Annotated in this window: 16 protein-coding genes; 4 read left to right on the top strand and 12 right to left on the bottom strand. The window is 73.0% G+C overall.

Annotated features, from left to right (window positions below; translation table 11 throughout):
• Positions 1-131: 131 nt before the first annotated feature.
• Together ABZO31_RS31365 and sigK are read right to left on the bottom strand one after the other, a co-directional pair.
• Complete coding sequence (locus tag ABZO31_RS31365) at positions 132-881, bottom strand: anti-sigma factor (protein ID WP_406864712.1); 750 nt, start codon at positions 879-881, stop codon at positions 132-134.
• Positions 878-1,465 (bottom strand): ECF RNA polymerase sigma factor SigK, encoded by a 588-nt coding sequence (gene sigK, locus ABZO31_RS31360; protein WP_406864711.1) that lies wholly within the window; start codon positions 1,463-1,465, stop codon positions 878-880. The genes ABZO31_RS31365 and sigK overlap by 4 nt, the downstream gene beginning before the upstream one ends.
• Before the next feature lie 428 nt (positions 1,466-1,893).
• On the opposite strand from sigK, the gene ABZO31_RS31355 reads away from it, so the two are divergent.
• On the top strand, positions 1,894-2,307 hold the full coding sequence (locus tag ABZO31_RS31355; RefSeq protein ID WP_406865577.1) for a hypothetical protein: 414 nt from the start codon (positions 1,894-1,896) through the stop codon (positions 2,305-2,307).
• A gap of 64 nt (positions 2,308-2,371) precedes the next feature.
• On the opposite strand, the gene ABZO31_RS31350 is transcribed toward ABZO31_RS31355, so the two are convergent.
• From ABZO31_RS31350 to ABZO31_RS31330, 5 genes are all read right to left on the bottom strand, one after another.
• The gene (locus ABZO31_RS31350; protein ID WP_406864710.1) at positions 2,372-2,647 is read right to left on the bottom strand and encodes an SH3 domain-containing protein; all 276 of its coding nucleotides are present in this window, start codon (positions 2,645-2,647) and stop codon (positions 2,372-2,374) included.
• Between the two features lie 163 nt (positions 2,648-2,810).
• Complete coding sequence (locus tag ABZO31_RS31345) at positions 2,811-3,896, bottom strand: polyprenyl synthetase family protein (protein WP_406864709.1); 1,086 nt, start codon at positions 3,894-3,896, stop codon at positions 2,811-2,813.
• On the bottom strand, positions 3,893-5,044 hold the full coding sequence (locus tag ABZO31_RS31340) for a tetratricopeptide repeat protein (RefSeq protein WP_406864708.1): 1,152 nt from the start codon (positions 5,042-5,044) through the stop codon (positions 3,893-3,895). Before ABZO31_RS31340 ends, ABZO31_RS31345 begins: the two co-directional genes overlap by 4 nt.
• 212 nt (positions 5,045-5,256) lie before the next feature.
• Positions 5,257-5,889, bottom strand: a complete 633-nt coding sequence (locus ABZO31_RS31335; RefSeq protein WP_406864707.1) for a DUF2278 family protein — start codon at positions 5,887-5,889, stop codon at positions 5,257-5,259.
• Positions 5,890-5,996: 107 nt separating this feature from the next.
• Complete coding sequence (locus ABZO31_RS31330) at positions 5,997-7,259, bottom strand: NAD(P)/FAD-dependent oxidoreductase (RefSeq protein WP_406864706.1); 1,263 nt, start codon at positions 7,257-7,259, stop codon at positions 5,997-5,999.
• Between the two features lie 275 nt (positions 7,260-7,534).
• Between ABZO31_RS31330 and ABZO31_RS31325 the strand changes: the two genes are divergently transcribed.
• Positions 7,535-8,119 (top strand): fasciclin domain-containing protein, encoded by a 585-nt coding sequence (locus tag ABZO31_RS31325; RefSeq protein WP_406864705.1) that lies wholly within the window; start codon positions 7,535-7,537, stop codon positions 8,117-8,119.
• A gap of 142 nt (positions 8,120-8,261) precedes the next feature.
• Positions 8,262-8,720, top strand: coding sequence for a cyclic nucleotide-binding domain-containing protein (locus ABZO31_RS31320; protein WP_406864704.1), 459 nt, complete (start codon positions 8,262-8,264; stop codon positions 8,718-8,720).
• Between the two features lie 22 nt (positions 8,721-8,742).
• Here ABZO31_RS31320 and ABZO31_RS31315 read toward each other — a convergent pair whose 3' ends face one another.
• The 3 genes from ABZO31_RS31315 to ABZO31_RS31305 form a co-directional block, all read right to left on the bottom strand.
• Positions 8,743-9,633, bottom strand: coding sequence for a universal stress protein (locus tag ABZO31_RS31315; RefSeq protein WP_406864703.1), 891 nt, complete (start codon positions 9,631-9,633; stop codon positions 8,743-8,745).
• 308 nt (positions 9,634-9,941) lie between these two features.
• Positions 9,942-10,457: a flavodoxin domain-containing protein gene (locus tag ABZO31_RS31310; protein WP_406864702.1), complete on the bottom strand. Its 516-nt coding sequence runs from the start codon at positions 10,455-10,457 to the stop codon at positions 9,942-9,944.
• On the bottom strand, positions 10,454-10,909 hold the full coding sequence (locus ABZO31_RS31305; RefSeq protein ID WP_406864701.1) for an Hsp20/alpha crystallin family protein: 456 nt from the start codon (positions 10,907-10,909) through the stop codon (positions 10,454-10,456). Before ABZO31_RS31305 ends, ABZO31_RS31310 begins: the two co-directional genes overlap by 4 nt.
• A 366-nt stretch (positions 10,910-11,275) precedes the next feature.
• Between ABZO31_RS31305 and ABZO31_RS31300 the strand changes: the two genes are divergently transcribed.
• Entirely contained in the window at positions 11,276-12,136 is an 861-nt protein-coding gene (locus ABZO31_RS31300) for a universal stress protein (RefSeq protein ID WP_406864700.1), read from the top strand.
• Between the two features lie 78 nt (positions 12,137-12,214).
• On the opposite strand, the gene ABZO31_RS31295 is transcribed toward ABZO31_RS31300, so the two are convergent.
• Positions 12,215-12,904: a pyridoxamine 5'-phosphate oxidase family protein gene (locus ABZO31_RS31295; RefSeq protein ID WP_406864699.1), complete on the bottom strand. Its 690-nt coding sequence runs from the start codon at positions 12,902-12,904 to the stop codon at positions 12,215-12,217.
• Positions 12,904-13,818 carry a universal stress protein gene (locus tag ABZO31_RS31290; RefSeq protein WP_406864698.1) on the bottom strand — a complete coding sequence of 305 codons (915 nt, stop codon included), beginning with the start codon at positions 13,816-13,818 and terminating at the stop codon, positions 12,904-12,906. Before ABZO31_RS31290 ends, ABZO31_RS31295 begins: the two co-directional genes overlap by 1 nt.
• Between the last annotated feature and the right edge of the window lie 281 nt (positions 13,819-14,099).

Raw genomic sequence — 14,099 nt, 5'->3', positions numbered from 1 at the left:
CGGAGGAGTGCGATCAACACGCATCGGTTGCGCATCGAATGCCGGAGCGGACCGGCTCGGTCGCCCGAGGTGAACGCGCTACGCCCGCCTCGCGCGGCTGAGCGCGGGGCGGGCGTACCGGAAGGTCCCCGTCAGACCAGGGACATCAGCAGCAGCGGCGGGCTCGTCGGCTGCGCGGAACCGCCCTCCGGTTCCAGAGTGAGCCCGACGGCGCCGGCATCGGCCGGATTGCCGTTCAGGAGCACGGTGCCGTCGGCGTGGACGAGGCCGGCGGGGCGCATGGTGCCGTCGTGGTCGAGCCACAGCTGGTACGTCTTGCCGGGTGCGGGCGCGGGCAGCCCCGTCGCGGTGAACACCGCCTCGTTCTGCGCCGCGGAGGCGACCACCGTGGTGAGGGCGCCGTTGCTCGCCTTGCCGTGGACGGTACGGGCGTCGGGCGCGGCCAGGACACGGCTGACGGCGTCCAGGCGCTGTTCCGTCTGCCGGGCCCGCTGCGCGGACTGCTCGTTCTCCTGGTACTGCCAGGCCGCGAGGCCGGCGAACGAGGCGGCGGCGATCAGACCGGCGGCCAGCCCGAGGGGAACGGCCTTGCGGCGCAGGACTCCGCCGAGCCCGGCCGGGGCCGTGGTCGCGGTCAGCCGCGGCGGGAGCTGGCGCACCCCTTCCACGGCGGCCAGGGTCCGCTGCTTCATCGCCTCCGGGGGTGTCCGGGTCGTGGCGGCGGCCAGCCGGCCGGCGGTGGCCTCGAACTCCGCCGCCTCGAGACGGCATGCCTCGCAGTGCTTCAGGTGCTCGGCGAACGTACGGCGTTCGGCCGGGTCGAGAGCGTCCAGTGCGTACGCGGCCGCGAGGGTGTGGACGTCGTTCGCGTGGTTCTTCATGCGGTCACCCCCATGCAGTCGCGGAGCCGGATCAACCCGTCGCGCATGCGTGTCTTGACGGTCGGCAGCGGTGTGCGCAGGGCTTCGGCGACTTCACGGTAGGTCAGCCCCCGGTAGTAGGCCAGGGTGACCGCCTGCCGCTGCAGCTCGGTGAGCCCGCGCAGGCAGCGGCGGACCTGTTCGCTCTCCAGCCGGGTCTCGACCTGCTCGGAGACCTCGTCGAAGGCCGGCCGGTGCTCGCGGGCGGCCTGGGCCTGTTCGCGGTCGGCGGCGGCCTGCGCGGAGCGCACCCGGTCCACGGCCCGCCGGTGGGCGATCGTCGCGGCCCAGGTGGTGACGCTGCCCGCCTCGCTGCGGTAGCGGGCGGCCTGCCGCCACAGGTCGATCATGACTTCCTGGGCCACCTCCTCGGACTGAGCGCGGTCGCGCAGGACCTTGAGCACGATGCCGAAGACGAGCGGGGCAAGCGCGTCGTAGAGCGCGGAGAAGGCTTGCTTGTCGCCGTGGGCGACCTTGTCCATGGCGTCGGCGAGATCGGCCGGCTCGTGGTCGGCCGTGCGGCCGAACGGCAGGGGCCGGGTCATCGGCCGGGCTCCGGTTGACGCGACCGGACGAAGGGCCGGCCGGGGGCGGCCGTGCTCGGGCGGAGTGTGCATCGCATACGGGTCCTTCGTCGTCGGTGCGCGTGCGGATGTCCGGTTCTCGAAGGTGCTTCGTAGCGGACGCCGGTACGGATGGGTAGTACTTCCGGGCGGGCGCGTGCGACGGATGCGGGAGAAGGCCGCGGAACTTTCGGGCGGACTCGCGCGGCGGCTGCGGGCGACGGAACTTTCGGGCGGACTCGCGCGGCGGCTGCGGGCGACGGCCGCGCCCGCTCTCGGTCGCCCGCCGCGCCCACCCCTGGCGACGGTCGCGCCCACTCGTCCGGGTGAGCGACCCATCCACCCGTCCCCGCCCGCCGAATGCCGCCTGTGAGGAACTTCCGCGGAACGGTCGGCCGGGCACTGCCGGGGTGACCGTGGTGGGCGGCGCGGCGATCGACCGTACGCCCGCCCCGGCCAAGGACTTCGCCGTCCGGACCTTCGGCGAGAGCGACAAGAACGTGCTGCTGCTCGGTCCTCTGGCCGTCCTGGCGCTCGTCGCGATCGGTCCGGGCCTGCCGGCCGTACGCCGGCCGCGCGCCGGGGCCGCCGCGCTGTACTTCCTGACGGCGCGGTACGGGCCGGCGGCCGCGGGACCGGCGTGGCTTCCTCACCGCGGCGGCCGTCAGATGAAGAACGGCTCCTACGAAACCCTCCCGAAGAGCACCCTCACCACGGAGGGCTCCGGTGAGCGGTACACCGTCGACGAGACGTCGAAGGTCGTCTGCGGCAACGTCCCCACCGCCAACGCGACGATCTACTCGTCGACACGGCGGGAACGGTGAACGGGATCCCGTCCGATCCGATCGATCGGACGGGATCCCGACGTGTACGGGGGGCTGTGCTTCGTCAGCCCTGCGGGTTGGCCGGTTCGACGTCCTTGGAGAGGGGGACCTGGCCCGTGTTGTCGACGTGCCGGGCGGCGACCCAGGCGGCCTTGTCGCGCAGGAGGTACCAGATGCTGTTGCCGTCGATGATCTGGGCATGCACCTTGCTGCGCAGGCCGATCTCGGTACCGTGGCTCAGGTTGCCGATGATGGTGGAGTCGGTGCTCGGATACTTCCGCAGGTTGACGCCGGCGGAGCTGACGACGGTGCCGAACGGCTGGGGCGGACTGGGCATCATGACCTCCAGGGGAAATCCGGGGTGGCGGGACTCCGTCCGGTATCCGGACGGGTTGCCTGCACCGTAGAACCGATCCCCGCCGGTGAGCGGGAGGCGTGCGGGCCGCCCGGTGGCCGGCGCCCGGGCATCATCCCGATGGCTGCGTCCATGGTCGGGGTGGCGGTCACCAGGTGCGGTCGAGCAAGTGTGTGAACAGCGTGTCCAGTTCCTGCGCGGCCGTACGGGTGAGCGGTACGTCTCGCAGGGTGCGGTGGGCGGTGTCCAGGTGGCGGCGCGCCTCGTCGCGGGTCGCGGCCCGCCCGCCGGCCTCCTCCACGAGCGCTGCGGCGCGCCCGGCGGCCTCGCCGTCGATCCGCTGCGGGGAGTCGAGCAGCGCGGCGAGTTCGTGCGCGGCCCTGCCGCTGTCGGCCAGTGCGGTGAGGATCGGGTAGGTCTTCTTGCGCTGCCGCAGGTCGCCGTGCGTGGGTTTGCCGGTCACGGCGGGGTCGCCCCAGATGCCGAGGATGTCGTCCACCGCCTGGAAGGCGAGGCCGAGATGACGCCCGGCTCGCTCCAGCGCGGTCACGGTCTCGTCGGGGGCGCCGCCGAGGATCGCGCCGAGCGCGATCGCGGAGCCCAGCAGCGCGCCCGTCTTGTGCTCGGCCATCGACCGGTACTGCTCTGGCCCGACCGCGCCGGGTCCGTTCCAGGGGCGGTGCTCGAAGCGCAGGTCCTGTGCCTGTCCGGACACCAGCGCGTTCAGGGTCCGGCAGAGGTGTCGCACCGCGGCCGCCGCGCGAGGGTTCGGGGCCTCGGCCAGTACCGTCACGGCCTGGGCGAGGAGCGCGTCGCCGGCCAGGACGGCCGGGCCCGTCCCGTAGGCCTTCCAGACCGCCGGGCGCTGCCGGCGCAGGGTGTCGGCGTCCATGATGTCGTCGTGGAGCAGGGAGAAGGTGTGGACGAGTTCCACGGCCACGGCGCCCGGGACGGCGTCACGGCCGTCCGCCCCGACGGCCTCGGCCCCGAGCACGGTGAGCGCCTGCCGTACTCCCTTGCCCTCGGATCCGCCGGGATCCGGGTTGCCGGCCGTATCGGCCCAGCCCAGCGCGTACGCCGCCATCTCGCCCGTCCAGGGATGCAGCCGGCCCACCGCCTCCACCAGCGCGGGCCGGACCAGTTCACGGCAACGCTCCAGGACACCGGCCGCCGCGTTGCCCGGCGAGCCGGCGGGCGGGCAGACCGTCGAGCGCGCGGTTCGGAGCGCGCTCACCGCAGCCCCTCCACGTCGGCCGCCCGCAGGGCGTCCGCCCCGACGTCCGGCAGCACCGGCCGTGCCGCCCCGGGCCCGTCTCCGGTGTGATCCGGCAGCGGCCCGACCCCGAGCTCGGCTGCGGCCTTCTCCACCATGTCGCGGGCGTGCCGCAGTCCGATGCGGTCCAGCGTCGAGCGCAGTTCGGCCAGTTCCGCGGCGGTGTGCGCGGCGTCGCGGCCCAGACGGGCGCGGGACTTCACCAGGCCCAGCCGCGACAGCGCCGTGCCGCGCGGCTCCTCCATGTCGCGGAACTCCTCCAGCGCCCGCTCGTACAGCTCGCGGGCCTGTTCGTACCGCCCCGCCCGGTACAGCACGTTGCCGCGCATCTTGTGGTTGTAGGCGAGCGCGCTGGACAGCCGCATCTCCCGGCAGGCCTCCTCCGCCCGGGTCAGCAGTGCCAGGGCACGCTCCGCGTCCCCGTCCCGCACCGACACGACGTCGGCGATGCCCCGCAGGGCCCACGCCCATCCGCGACGGTCCTCGGCGCGCGACGCGGTCTCGGCCGCCTCCTCGAACAGGGCCAGTGCCTCGTCGTAGTTGCCGGTGTTGCGGTGCATCTGCGCGATGCCCTCCAGCGCCCACACCGTGTGCCGGGCCTCGCCGCGGCGGCGGGCCTCGGCCAGCAACTGCTCGTGCAGCCTCGTCACGGCCTCGTAGTCGCCCTGGATGCGCCCGGTCTCGGCGAGGCCGGCCAGCGAATAGCCACGGACGACGACGTCACCTCCCCGCTCGCCGGTCTCGGCCGCCAGCCCGAGCAGGCGGTACGCCAGCCTGAGCGCACCGCGCTGCCGGGCCAGCGTGCCGCCGCTCCACAGCGCCCACGCCATCGCGCCTTCGTGTCCGGCCGAACGCGCCGCCCGGTAGCTCGCCTTCCAGGCCCGGTCGGCCTCCTCGATCCGTCCGAGCCTGCGGCATGCCTCGGCCACGGCCAGCCCGCAGCGCGCCTCCTCCCGTCGGTCCCCGGCCCGCTCCGCCGCCCGGAGCTCCTCGAGGCCCCGGGCCAGCACCTCGGGCAGGGAGGCGTTCACCGACAGCGAGCCGAGAGCCCCTTGGTACTCCGGCGCGGACGCCTTCGCCCGCCTCGCCTCACTTACCTGACCTGCCATCAGAACCTCCTCGGGTCGGCTCGACGATCAAGCCGACGCGAGGGTCAAGACGTCGTTGGCGGGCCCAGGTTCCTTGTCGGCCGAGAAGTCCGTCTCCGTACGGGCGCCGGGTCATACTCGAGTGCTACGCGGCCGTCGGAGAATCCTCAGCGAGACCTACGCCCCGCCCGGACTGGCGCTCTGGCGGTGGTACGACGGTGGGGGCGTCTCCCCTAGACCGGATGACCGTCCGCGTCCGTCCGGTCCTTCTGGGTGCTGAACTTGTTCAGGAAGACGTCGTACCGCCCGTCGGGGCGACGGGTCAGGGTCGCGCCGTCCTGCCAGATGCCGTTCTCGTCCCACCACTGGCTGCCGAGCGGGTCACCCTGGTTCTGGTGGATGTTGTGCATGCCCAGGCCGACGTCGAACGGCTCACCGAAGACGAGGATGGGACGTCCGACGACGAGCATCGGCTCCAGGGCCAGGGCGGCGTCGACGTTCGAACCCGAGGTCCACGGGCGGGACGGCCTCGACCAGGGCAGCAGGCGTCCTGCACAGCCCCGGCGGCCCCTCAGAGCCGGGTGCCGGATGTAGTCGAGGGCACCGGACCCGGCCGTACGGGCGAGATCGTGGTACCCGGGCGTCGGCGCGGCCACCGGGCCGAGTTCCGCGGCGTCGACGGTGAAGACCTTCCACTGCACCCCGGTCGCGGACTGGTGGCTGTCGACGTCGACGGCGCACTTGTACACCCCGTCGGGCGCTTCGACCCTGAGGTTGACGTGGAACCACGAACCCTGCATGTCGGGCGTGTCGCGGAAGTGATGCTTCAGGATCCCGGCCAGAACGCCGTAGTGGTCGAAGGGCACGCTCCCGAGTCAACCACCGAGCCGAACAGCCGGCCATCGGCGACGCCGTCCGGCCTCCGTACGGCTGAACGCCGTGAGCCGGGACGCGGGACGGAGGCGCTCAGAGGTCAGGAATACCCGGCCGGCTCCTGCAGGTCCTGGAGTACCTCGCGGGCCGCACGGGCGCCCGATGCCAGCGCGCCCTGCAGGGAGCCGGTGGCGCGATGGTCGCCGCACACGTACCTGCCGGGCGCGAAGCGGGTGCTCCGGGACAGCGGGACGGGGCCGGGCATCGCCGGCAGGGCGTCGGGGACGGTGACGCTGTGGACGCGTTCCCAGTCGGCCGTGTCCGTGCGGTACACCTCGCCCAGGGCGGGCAGGACGGCTGCCGTCTCGGCGGGTCCGGCGGCGCCGAGCACCGAGGTGGACACCAGCGCCCGGCCGTCGGTCGAGAAGTGTGGCTGGACGGCGGTGAGGACGCAGGTGTTCAGGAACCTGCGCCGGGAGTCGACGACGAGTACGGGCTCCTTCAGCGGGGGCACGGCCGTCGCGTGGTAGAGCGTGGTGACGGTCCGCCCCTCCGGCACGCGGAGTCCCGGGAGCAGTTCGGCCGCGACCCGCTGCCCCGTCGCGATCACGACCGCGCGGGCCTGCACCTGGCTTCCGCCTGCGACGACGACTCCGTCCCCCGTCACGGCCGTGACCGGGCTGCCGGTCCGCAGCGCGTTCGCGGGCAGCCGCGAGGCGAGCTGCGCGGGTACCGCTCCGATCCCCTCGGCGGGAAGGCACAAGGTGCCGCGCAGCATGCTCCGCCACACCAGGTGGAAGAAGCGGGCCGACGTCTCCAGCTCGTCCTCCAGGAAGACACCGGAGAGGAAGGGCCTGAAGAACGTCTCGACCAGCCTCGCCGAGACGCCGGCGTCGGCCAGGGCCGTGAGCGTGGTGCCGTCGGGGCCTCGCCGCAGCACGGACGCCGGTGCGAGCGAGTCCCGGGCCGACAGCGCGCCGAGGGCGAGCAGATCACGGCCGGATGCGAGCCGACCGGGCAGGAGATCACTGCTCTCCTTTCGCTGCCGGAGGGGATCGGTGAACCGACGAAGTCCGTCCCGTGTGTGCACGAGCACCCCGTGCGTGAAGGGGCGCAGACGGAGCGCCTTCAACTCGATGCGGCGCTTGACCTGCGGATAGGAGGTGTTGAACACCTGAAAGCCCCGGTCGACGGTGAAGCCCGCCACGCGGTCCGTACGCATCCGCCCGCCCACCGCCTCGTCCGCTTCCAGCAGGCACACCCGCAGGCCCGCCGCGCCGAGGTCGTTCGCGCAGGCGAGCCCCGCGGCACCTGCCCCGACGACCACGACGTCGTACCGCCCGCTGCCGTCCGTCTTCCGCATACCGTCCTCGTTCCTCATACGCCGCTCGAACACGTGACGTTGCCGGTCTCGATCCGTCGCGTGCTGCCTGCGGAGCAGCCGCTGCTCTCGCCTCCACTTCGGCACGGGGGTGTGGTTCGGATGCGTCGTCCCGACGCCCCGGCCGCGGCACCGGCCGTGAAGAAAAGTGCCGCCGGGGCATCCGGCGACGCGGTCGGCGCCGAAGGTCTCTGTGAGAGGACAACAGATCCACGGCTGCGGACGGCTCGACGTCCGGCCGGTGGGAGGAGCACGTCATGAACACCAGCCTCACCCGACATCGCGTATCGGCCGCTCTGGCCGCCGCGGCCCTCTCGGTCTCGCTGGGAGCGCTGACGCCCCCGGCATCGGCATCGGCTCCCGAGGGCGACGGCGCTTTCGGTCCCGGCTGTGCTTCGGTGCCGAAGGAGGGTGCCGGTTCGTTCGAAGGGATGGCCGACGACCCGGTGGCGACCGCGGCGTCCGGCAATCCGGCTCTGTCGACCCTGGTCACGGCTGTGGAGAAGGCCGGTCTGGTGGACACGCTGAACAACGCGAAGGACATCACGGTGTTCGCGCCGACGAACGACGCCTTCGCCAAGATCCCGAAGGCCGACCTCGACAAGGCCCTCGCCGACAAGGCCACCCTCACCAAGATCCTCACGTACCACGTGGTGGACGAGCCGGTGGAGAAGGCGGATCTCGCGGACGGGTCCTTCAAGACTCTCCAGGGCGGCACGCTGACGACATCGGGTTCCGGAGACGCGTACAAGGTGAACGACACCGCCACCGTCGTGTGCGGCGACGTGCAGACCGCCAACGCGACCGTCCACATCATCGACACGGTTCTGATGCCGCAGTGAGAACGGCCGACGGCGTCTCCCGGGCCGTGCGGGAGGCGCTGCGGTGAACAGGACACACAGGGTCCCGAGGGAGGCCGTTCGGCCCTCCTCTCCCCTCGCGGAGCGCGCGAGACTGGAGGGGACACCGATGCGGAGGCCCCCGATGAGTACTCCCCCCAACCCCCGGCTCACTGCAGCTCTCTCCGCCGAACAACGTCACCGGCTGATGGAGTGCGCCCGACCGGTGGACTTCCCGGAAGAGACCCGGCTGTTCGAGGAGGGCGGGTACGCCGATCGGTTCTGGGTCGTCCGTACCGGCACGGTCACCCTGGACATCCGCGTGCCCGGCAAGCGGCCCGCCGCGGTCGACAGCGTCAACGCCGGCGAACTGCTCGGCTGGTCGTGGCTCTTCGAGCCGTACCGCTGGCATTTCGGCGCCGAGGCGATGACACGGGTGCGCGCGGACGAGTTCGACGCGGCGACCGTGCGCATGCTGATGGACGCCGATCCGAGCTTCGGCTTCGCCCTGGACCACTTCGTGGGCCAGCTGCTCGCCCACCGTCTCTTCTCCGCCCGTGTGCGGCTGCTGGATCTCTACGCCCCGCACGGGAGCGGCATGTAGGCGCGTGATCGGTCGGTGCCGGTCACCGTCCGGGGCCGTGCCGTGGGATGAGTTCCACGGGGCAGTGGGCCTGCTGCAGCAGGTGGAGTGTGGTCCGGCCGATGGCGGGGCCGCGGTGTCCGGGCTCTCGTCGGCCGCCGGCGACCAGGAGGTCGACGTGGCGCGACGCGTCGACGAGGGTGCCGGGGACACTGCGGCTCTGCTCGCAGTCGGCGTGCACCTCCAGGTCCGGGAACTCGTCCCGGACACGGTCGGCGACCTCGGACAGCGCCCGTTCGTGGTCCCGGGCGACTTCCTCCGCGCCGTTCGGCGGCGCCTCCCGTGCGCCGCCGGACCGCGGCGTGCTCGACACGTGCAGGAGCCGCAGGGGCACGTTCCGCAGCCGGGCTTCGTGGGCCGCCGCCCGGGCGCACCCCAGGTCGTCCACGTCCCGGACCGCCGTGAGGACCGCGCCGGCCTCGGCGGAACCCCCCGCGCCACGCACCACGACCACGGGGGTGGTGGCGTGGGCGGCGACCTTGAGACCGACCGGTCCGAGCAGGTGCGACGAGAAGCCGCCGAGCGCCTGGTGCCCGACGGCGATGGTGCCGCCCGGGGCGGCGGCACGCCGCAGGCTGTCCACGGGCGAGCCGCCGCTGAGTTCCTTGACCAGCACCAGCTCGGGGTGGCTCGCCGCGACCGCCTCCGCGGTCCGGTCGAGGAGGGCCTGACCGGACTGCCGACGGCCGGCGATCGACTCCGGTGAGAGGATCCCGGCCATCCCGGCGGTCTCCGTCGCATGAACGATGACGAGGCCGGCGTCCCGCAGGACCGCCTCCGCGGCGGCCCAACGCGCCGCCGCGTGTGCGGACGGTGATCCGTCGACGCCGACGACGACCCTGCCGAGGTCGGGACGGGCCGTGCTTCCGTCCATGGTCTCTCCTCACCCGGTCCTCAGGGACTGCTCTCACCGTGGCATCCGCACCCGGACGTGCGGAGGGCCGCTGGGGCCAAGGCCGGGACCAAAGGTCCCACCCGGGCGCCCGGGCCCCCTGGCCCGGATCGCTCGGGTCCGACCGGCGTACCCGCGCTGGTCGTGGGCGACCTTCTGCGGGGTGGTTCGTCCCTTCTGCGGGGTGGATCGTCAGCTTCGACGCCACTCCCTGGCACGCCGTCATGCAGGCAGCGTCCACCCACCCCTGACGTCGCATGCCTCCCGGCATCGGTCGGTTTCGCCGCCGCTCAGGACGTGGCGCCGAGTTCGCTGTCGAGTTCGCTTCCGATGTGGTGCGCCCAGGCCTGGATCCGCTCCGGGTTGCGGAAGTCCCCGCCCTTGCCGTGGCGGACCAGGGACCGGGCGATGAGCCCGGGCGTCTCGGCCGTCACGGCGCCTCCGAACGTGACGTGCTCGCGCGCGCCGAGCTTCTTCATGCGGCGGGCCACACCGGGCGCGGGCGGGATGTCGTCCTGCTCGGCGGAGCTGTCCACGGGGCCGCTGCTGAACAGCCACACGGGACGGTGGCGCAGTTGCTCGGCGTTGCGCCGGGCGCACCGTCGTGCCTTGCCGTTCCAGCGCCCGGCGTACAGGGCGCCGCCGAGGACGACTCCGTCGTAGCCGCTGACGTCGGTGACGGTGTCGGCCGGCACGACGACCGCGTCGAAGCCGTCGGCCCGCAGGGTGTCGCCGATCTCGTCGGCGATGCCCGCGGTCGCGCCGTGTCTGCTGCCGTAGGCGACGAGAACGCGCTTGGCGTTCATGACCCTTCGCCTCCAGTGGTGTCGTCGGCTCGCCGGACGGGGATGGTCCGCCGGGTCTCGGTCTTCTCCTCGGGCATCGGGATGCGGACGGTGAGAATGCCGTCCTTGTACGAGGCGTCGACCTCGTCGGCGGGGATCGTCACCGGCATCCGTACGGTGCGGCGGAAGGATCCGTACCGGAACTCCGAGTGTTCCTTGTCCTCCTCGCTCTCGCTGTGCTCCGCGCTCACCGTGATGAGGTTGTCGTCGACGGTGACGGCGACGTCTTCGGGGTCCATCCCGGGCAGCGCGGCCCGCAGCACGTACATGCCGTCGCCGCTGGTCACCTCGACCGGGATGGAGTGGGCGGCGCCGGCGGGACGCCATCCGGGGAGTCCTGGGAACTCACGGTTGAACCAGTCGTCGAAGTCGGGGAAGAGGCTGTGCCTGCGTTCCACCTTGTTTCCGGTCATCGTCCTGCTCCTCACGTGCCGCGTGTTCGACGGGTCAGCGGCAGATCTCGTCATCGCGCCCGCGCCTCCCAGGACGTGCCGAGGGGGTCGGCCCGCCGGGGCCGGTCGGTCCGGGAAGGGCTGCCGTCCGCTCCGCCCGTCTCCGGCATACGTCGCTCATCGCTCCTCCTCCGAAGTACGTCCGGGGCAGGCACCTCCCACGCTGGCACTGCGCGGCGCCTCCTGGGGATGGGCCGTTCGGGCCCGATCGCGACCTGCCCGGCCCCTCCTGTGCGGGGGAGCACGGGCACGAGCCTGGAGATCCGGAGTCCGTACGCGATCCGGCTCCCGCACGCCGGGGCACGGATCCTGCTGAGGAGGCGGGTCATGACAGCTCAGGTCGTCGTCGGTGTCGACGGCTCGGAGGAGAGCGCGACCGCCGCACGCTGGGCGGCGCGGGAAGCTGTGCGGCGTGAAGTGCCGCTCAGGCTGGTGCTCGTGGACGACTGGCCGCCGGCGCCGGAGGTCCCCCTTCCGTACGCTCGCGACCACGCCGAACGCGCCGAGGCTCTGCTGCGCGAAGCGGCTGAGGCGGCGCGGAAGGAGCACACCGATCTGGAGGTGCTCGCCGAAACTGCGCACGGCCGGGCGGCCGAGGTGCTGACCGCCGCCGCGAACGACGCGGATCTGACGGTGCTCGGCTCGCGCGGGCTGGGCGGGGTCCTCGGCTTCGTCGTCGGCTCGGTCTCCCTCGCGGTCGTCGGTACGGCCCGGCAGCCGGTCGCCCTGGTCCGTGCGGAGAGCGACCGTCCGTCGCCGGCTCGCGCCGGGATCGTGGTGGGCGTCGACCTCTACCACCCGTCCGAGGCCCTGCTCGGGTTCGCGTTCACCGAGGGCGCCCGCACGGGCCTGCCCGTGCGGTTCGTGCACAGCTGGACGCTGCCCGCGTCGTACGGCTACGCGGCCCTGGTGTCCCCCGGGGTCGGCGAGGAACTCGGCGAGCGTCTCGTGCAGGGCCTGGACGACCTGCTGGAGCCGTGGCGGAAACGCTACGCGGGGGTGGACGCCGGCGCGAAGGCGGCCGTGGGCTCCCCCGCGTACCAGCTGGTCGCGGCGTCACAGGACGCGGCTCTCGTCATCGTGGGACGTCGCACTCGGAAGGTCCCCGTAGGGCCGCATCTCGGCCATGTGGCCCATGCCGTCATCCATCACAGCCCCGTGCCGGTCGTCGTCGTGCCGTCGGCGTGAGCCGATCGCGAGCGGATGCGGTGAGGGAACGAGCGGATGCGGTGAGGGCAGCGGGGCCGATGGCGAAGCACCTGCCCGTCACGGCCCGGGCGACGTCCCGGGCGCGCCCGGCACCAGGATGCGCCGTCCGGTCACGCGGTGCGGGAAGAGCATGACAACGGTGCTCCGCTCGTCGCCGGCCCACGGCGTCGAGTACGCGGTGTCTCTGAGCGTCTCGGCCGCGGCCTCGTCCGACACCTCGTGCACGGGGCCGACGAGGAGAACGCTCCAGCCCTGGCTGAAGGCGTCGTCCAGACGGTCCTCCTCGAAGGCGGCCGTCGCACCGGACGCCGCCGCCCGCGCGAGCGGTGTGTCCGCCGCGGTCAGGAACAGGATCTCTCTGCCGACGACCTGGTAGTTCATGGGGAAGATCTCCGGCCCGTCGGGTGCGGTGACGGCGACGCGGCCCACGCCGTGGTCGTCCAGCAGGTCCCAGCACTCGGCTTCGTCGATCTCGTCCAACCGGGCGTGATACCCGGCCCGGGCTCTGCCGGGCGCGAGGTCCGCGCCGTATCCGGTCAGGTCCTCGACGGTCGTCTCCAGTGCGTTCGCGAGCCGGACCAGGAACTCGATCCCGGGGCTGGGCAGTCGCTCTTCCAGGAGACCGATGTAGCCCGGTGTGGATCCGGCGCGTGCGGCCACGTCCTCGCGTGAAAGGCCGAGGTGTGTGCGCCGGGCCTCGACACGGCGGCCGAGGTCGCTCATGTGCTGCCGGGCGGCGGGCTTCATCACTGCTCTCCCTCCGTGGGGGCGGGGTGGTGCAGGGGGACGACGGCGACCGGGCACGAGGCGTGGTGCAGCGCGCGGTGGGCGATCCTGCCGAGTTCCAGGCCGAGGAGCCGGCCGTGGCGTCGTGCCCCGACGACCAGCAGGTCGGCGGCGGCGGAGCGTTCGGTCAGCACCCGGTGGGCGGGGCCTTCGACCGTGCTTCTCCGAAGCCTGACCTGGGGGTACTCGCGAGCCATCGGTTCGAGGGCCTTGTCGAGGAGTTCCGAGGCGCGGGCTGCGTAGGCCGCGGCCGGCTCGCCGCTCAGGAGCGGGTGGTCGACCGGTTCGTGGGCGGGTCGTCGCCAGGCGCCGACGACGTCGAGTTCCGCGTCCCGGGCGGCCGCTTCGCGGAAGGCGAAGCGAACGGCCGGCGCGTCCACGTCGTGGTCGCCGATGCCCAGCAGGATCCGCTGGTGGCGCGCCTCCAGGGCGTGCCGGTCGCCACGGACGACGACGACCGGGCCGTGGGCCCGGGCCGCCACGACGAGGCTGACGGACCCGAGGAGCAGACCGGCGAGTTCGCCGCGGCCACGTGAACCGACGACCAGGACCATGGCCTCCTGTCCCTCCCGGAGCAGCGCACTCGACGCGTCCTCGGCAAGGACGTCCGTGGTGACGGCGAGACCGGGTGCGCGGCGCCGGGCCCGGTCGGCGGCCGCGCCGACGATGTTCTCCGCGAGGACCTGGCCCGAGGGCCGGTCCGTGGACAGGGCCGGCACGACGCCTTCGTACCGCTCCCAGAGCGAGGCGTGCACGATACGCAGCGGCCGTCCGTGCCGTACGGCTTCGTCGACCGCCCAGTCCAAGGCCGTGAGACTGGCGTCGGATCCGTCGACGCCGACGATCACGGGTCCTGCCACCACGGACGATCCCATCGTCCCCACCGCCTTCCGCGTGCGAAGTGGCTCGCTGCCAGGCTCGCACCGGGCGCGGCGGCCGGGTAGGGCCGGTCGGCCCCGGATGCACGACCGGAGGAAGGGCCCGTCCGCTTGCCGCGGCCGGACCGGCCGACGTCATCGGGGCCAGTGAGGGGCCAACGGTCCAGGAAGGGGACCGTTCGGCACTCCTGCCGGGAGGGTCCGCCTATCAGGGTGGGATCCGCAGGGCCTGGTCCCGTGGAGGAGGAGCGTCATGGAGCACCGCACCGTCTTCCCCT

Origin of the sequence: Streptomyces solicamelliae, from assembly GCF_045348655.1 — a bacterium.
GTDB lineage: Bacteria > Actinomycetota > Actinomycetes > Streptomycetales > Streptomycetaceae > Streptomyces > Streptomyces solicamelliae.
This window is presented reverse-complemented; position numbering and strand designations above follow the sequence as displayed.

Coding starts and splice junctions, on each gene's coding strand:
- ABZO31_RS31365 (WP_406864712.1), bottom strand. CDS start 881: ATGAAGAACCACGCGAACGACGTCCACACCCTCGCGGCCGCGTACGCA.
- sigK (WP_406864711.1), bottom strand. CDS start 1,465: ATGACCCGGCCCCTGCCGTTCGGCCGCACGGCCGACCACGAGCCGGCC.
- ABZO31_RS31350 (WP_406864710.1), bottom strand. CDS start 2,647: ATGATGCCCAGTCCGCCCCAGCCGTTCGGCACCGTCGTCAGCTCCGCC.
- ABZO31_RS31340 (WP_406864708.1), bottom strand. CDS start 5,044: ATGGCAGGTCAGGTAAGTGAGGCGAGGCGGGCGAAGGCGTCCGCGCCG.
- ABZO31_RS31330 (WP_406864706.1), bottom strand. CDS start 7,259: ATGCGGAAGACGGACGGCAGCGGGCGGTACGACGTCGTGGTCGTCGGG.
- ABZO31_RS31325 (WP_406864705.1), top strand. CDS start 7,535: ATGAACACCAGCCTCACCCGACATCGCGTATCGGCCGCTCTGGCCGCC.
- ABZO31_RS31320 (WP_406864704.1), top strand. CDS start 8,262: ATGAGTACTCCCCCCAACCCCCGGCTCACTGCAGCTCTCTCCGCCGAA.
- ABZO31_RS31315 (WP_406864703.1), bottom strand. CDS start 9,633: ATGGACGGAAGCACGGCCCGTCCCGACCTCGGCAGGGTCGTCGTCGGC.
- ABZO31_RS31310 (WP_406864702.1), bottom strand. CDS start 10,457: ATGAACGCCAAGCGCGTTCTCGTCGCCTACGGCAGCAGACACGGCGCG.
- ABZO31_RS31305 (WP_406864701.1), bottom strand. CDS start 10,909: ATGACCGGAAACAAGGTGGAACGCAGGCACAGCCTCTTCCCCGACTTC.
- ABZO31_RS31300 (WP_406864700.1), top strand. CDS start 11,276: ATGACAGCTCAGGTCGTCGTCGGTGTCGACGGCTCGGAGGAGAGCGCG.
- ABZO31_RS31295 (WP_406864699.1), bottom strand. CDS start 12,904: ATGAAGCCCGCCGCCCGGCAGCACATGAGCGACCTCGGCCGCCGTGTC.
- ABZO31_RS31290 (WP_406864698.1), bottom strand. CDS start 13,818: ATGGGATCGTCCGTGGTGGCAGGACCCGTGATCGTCGGCGTCGACGGA.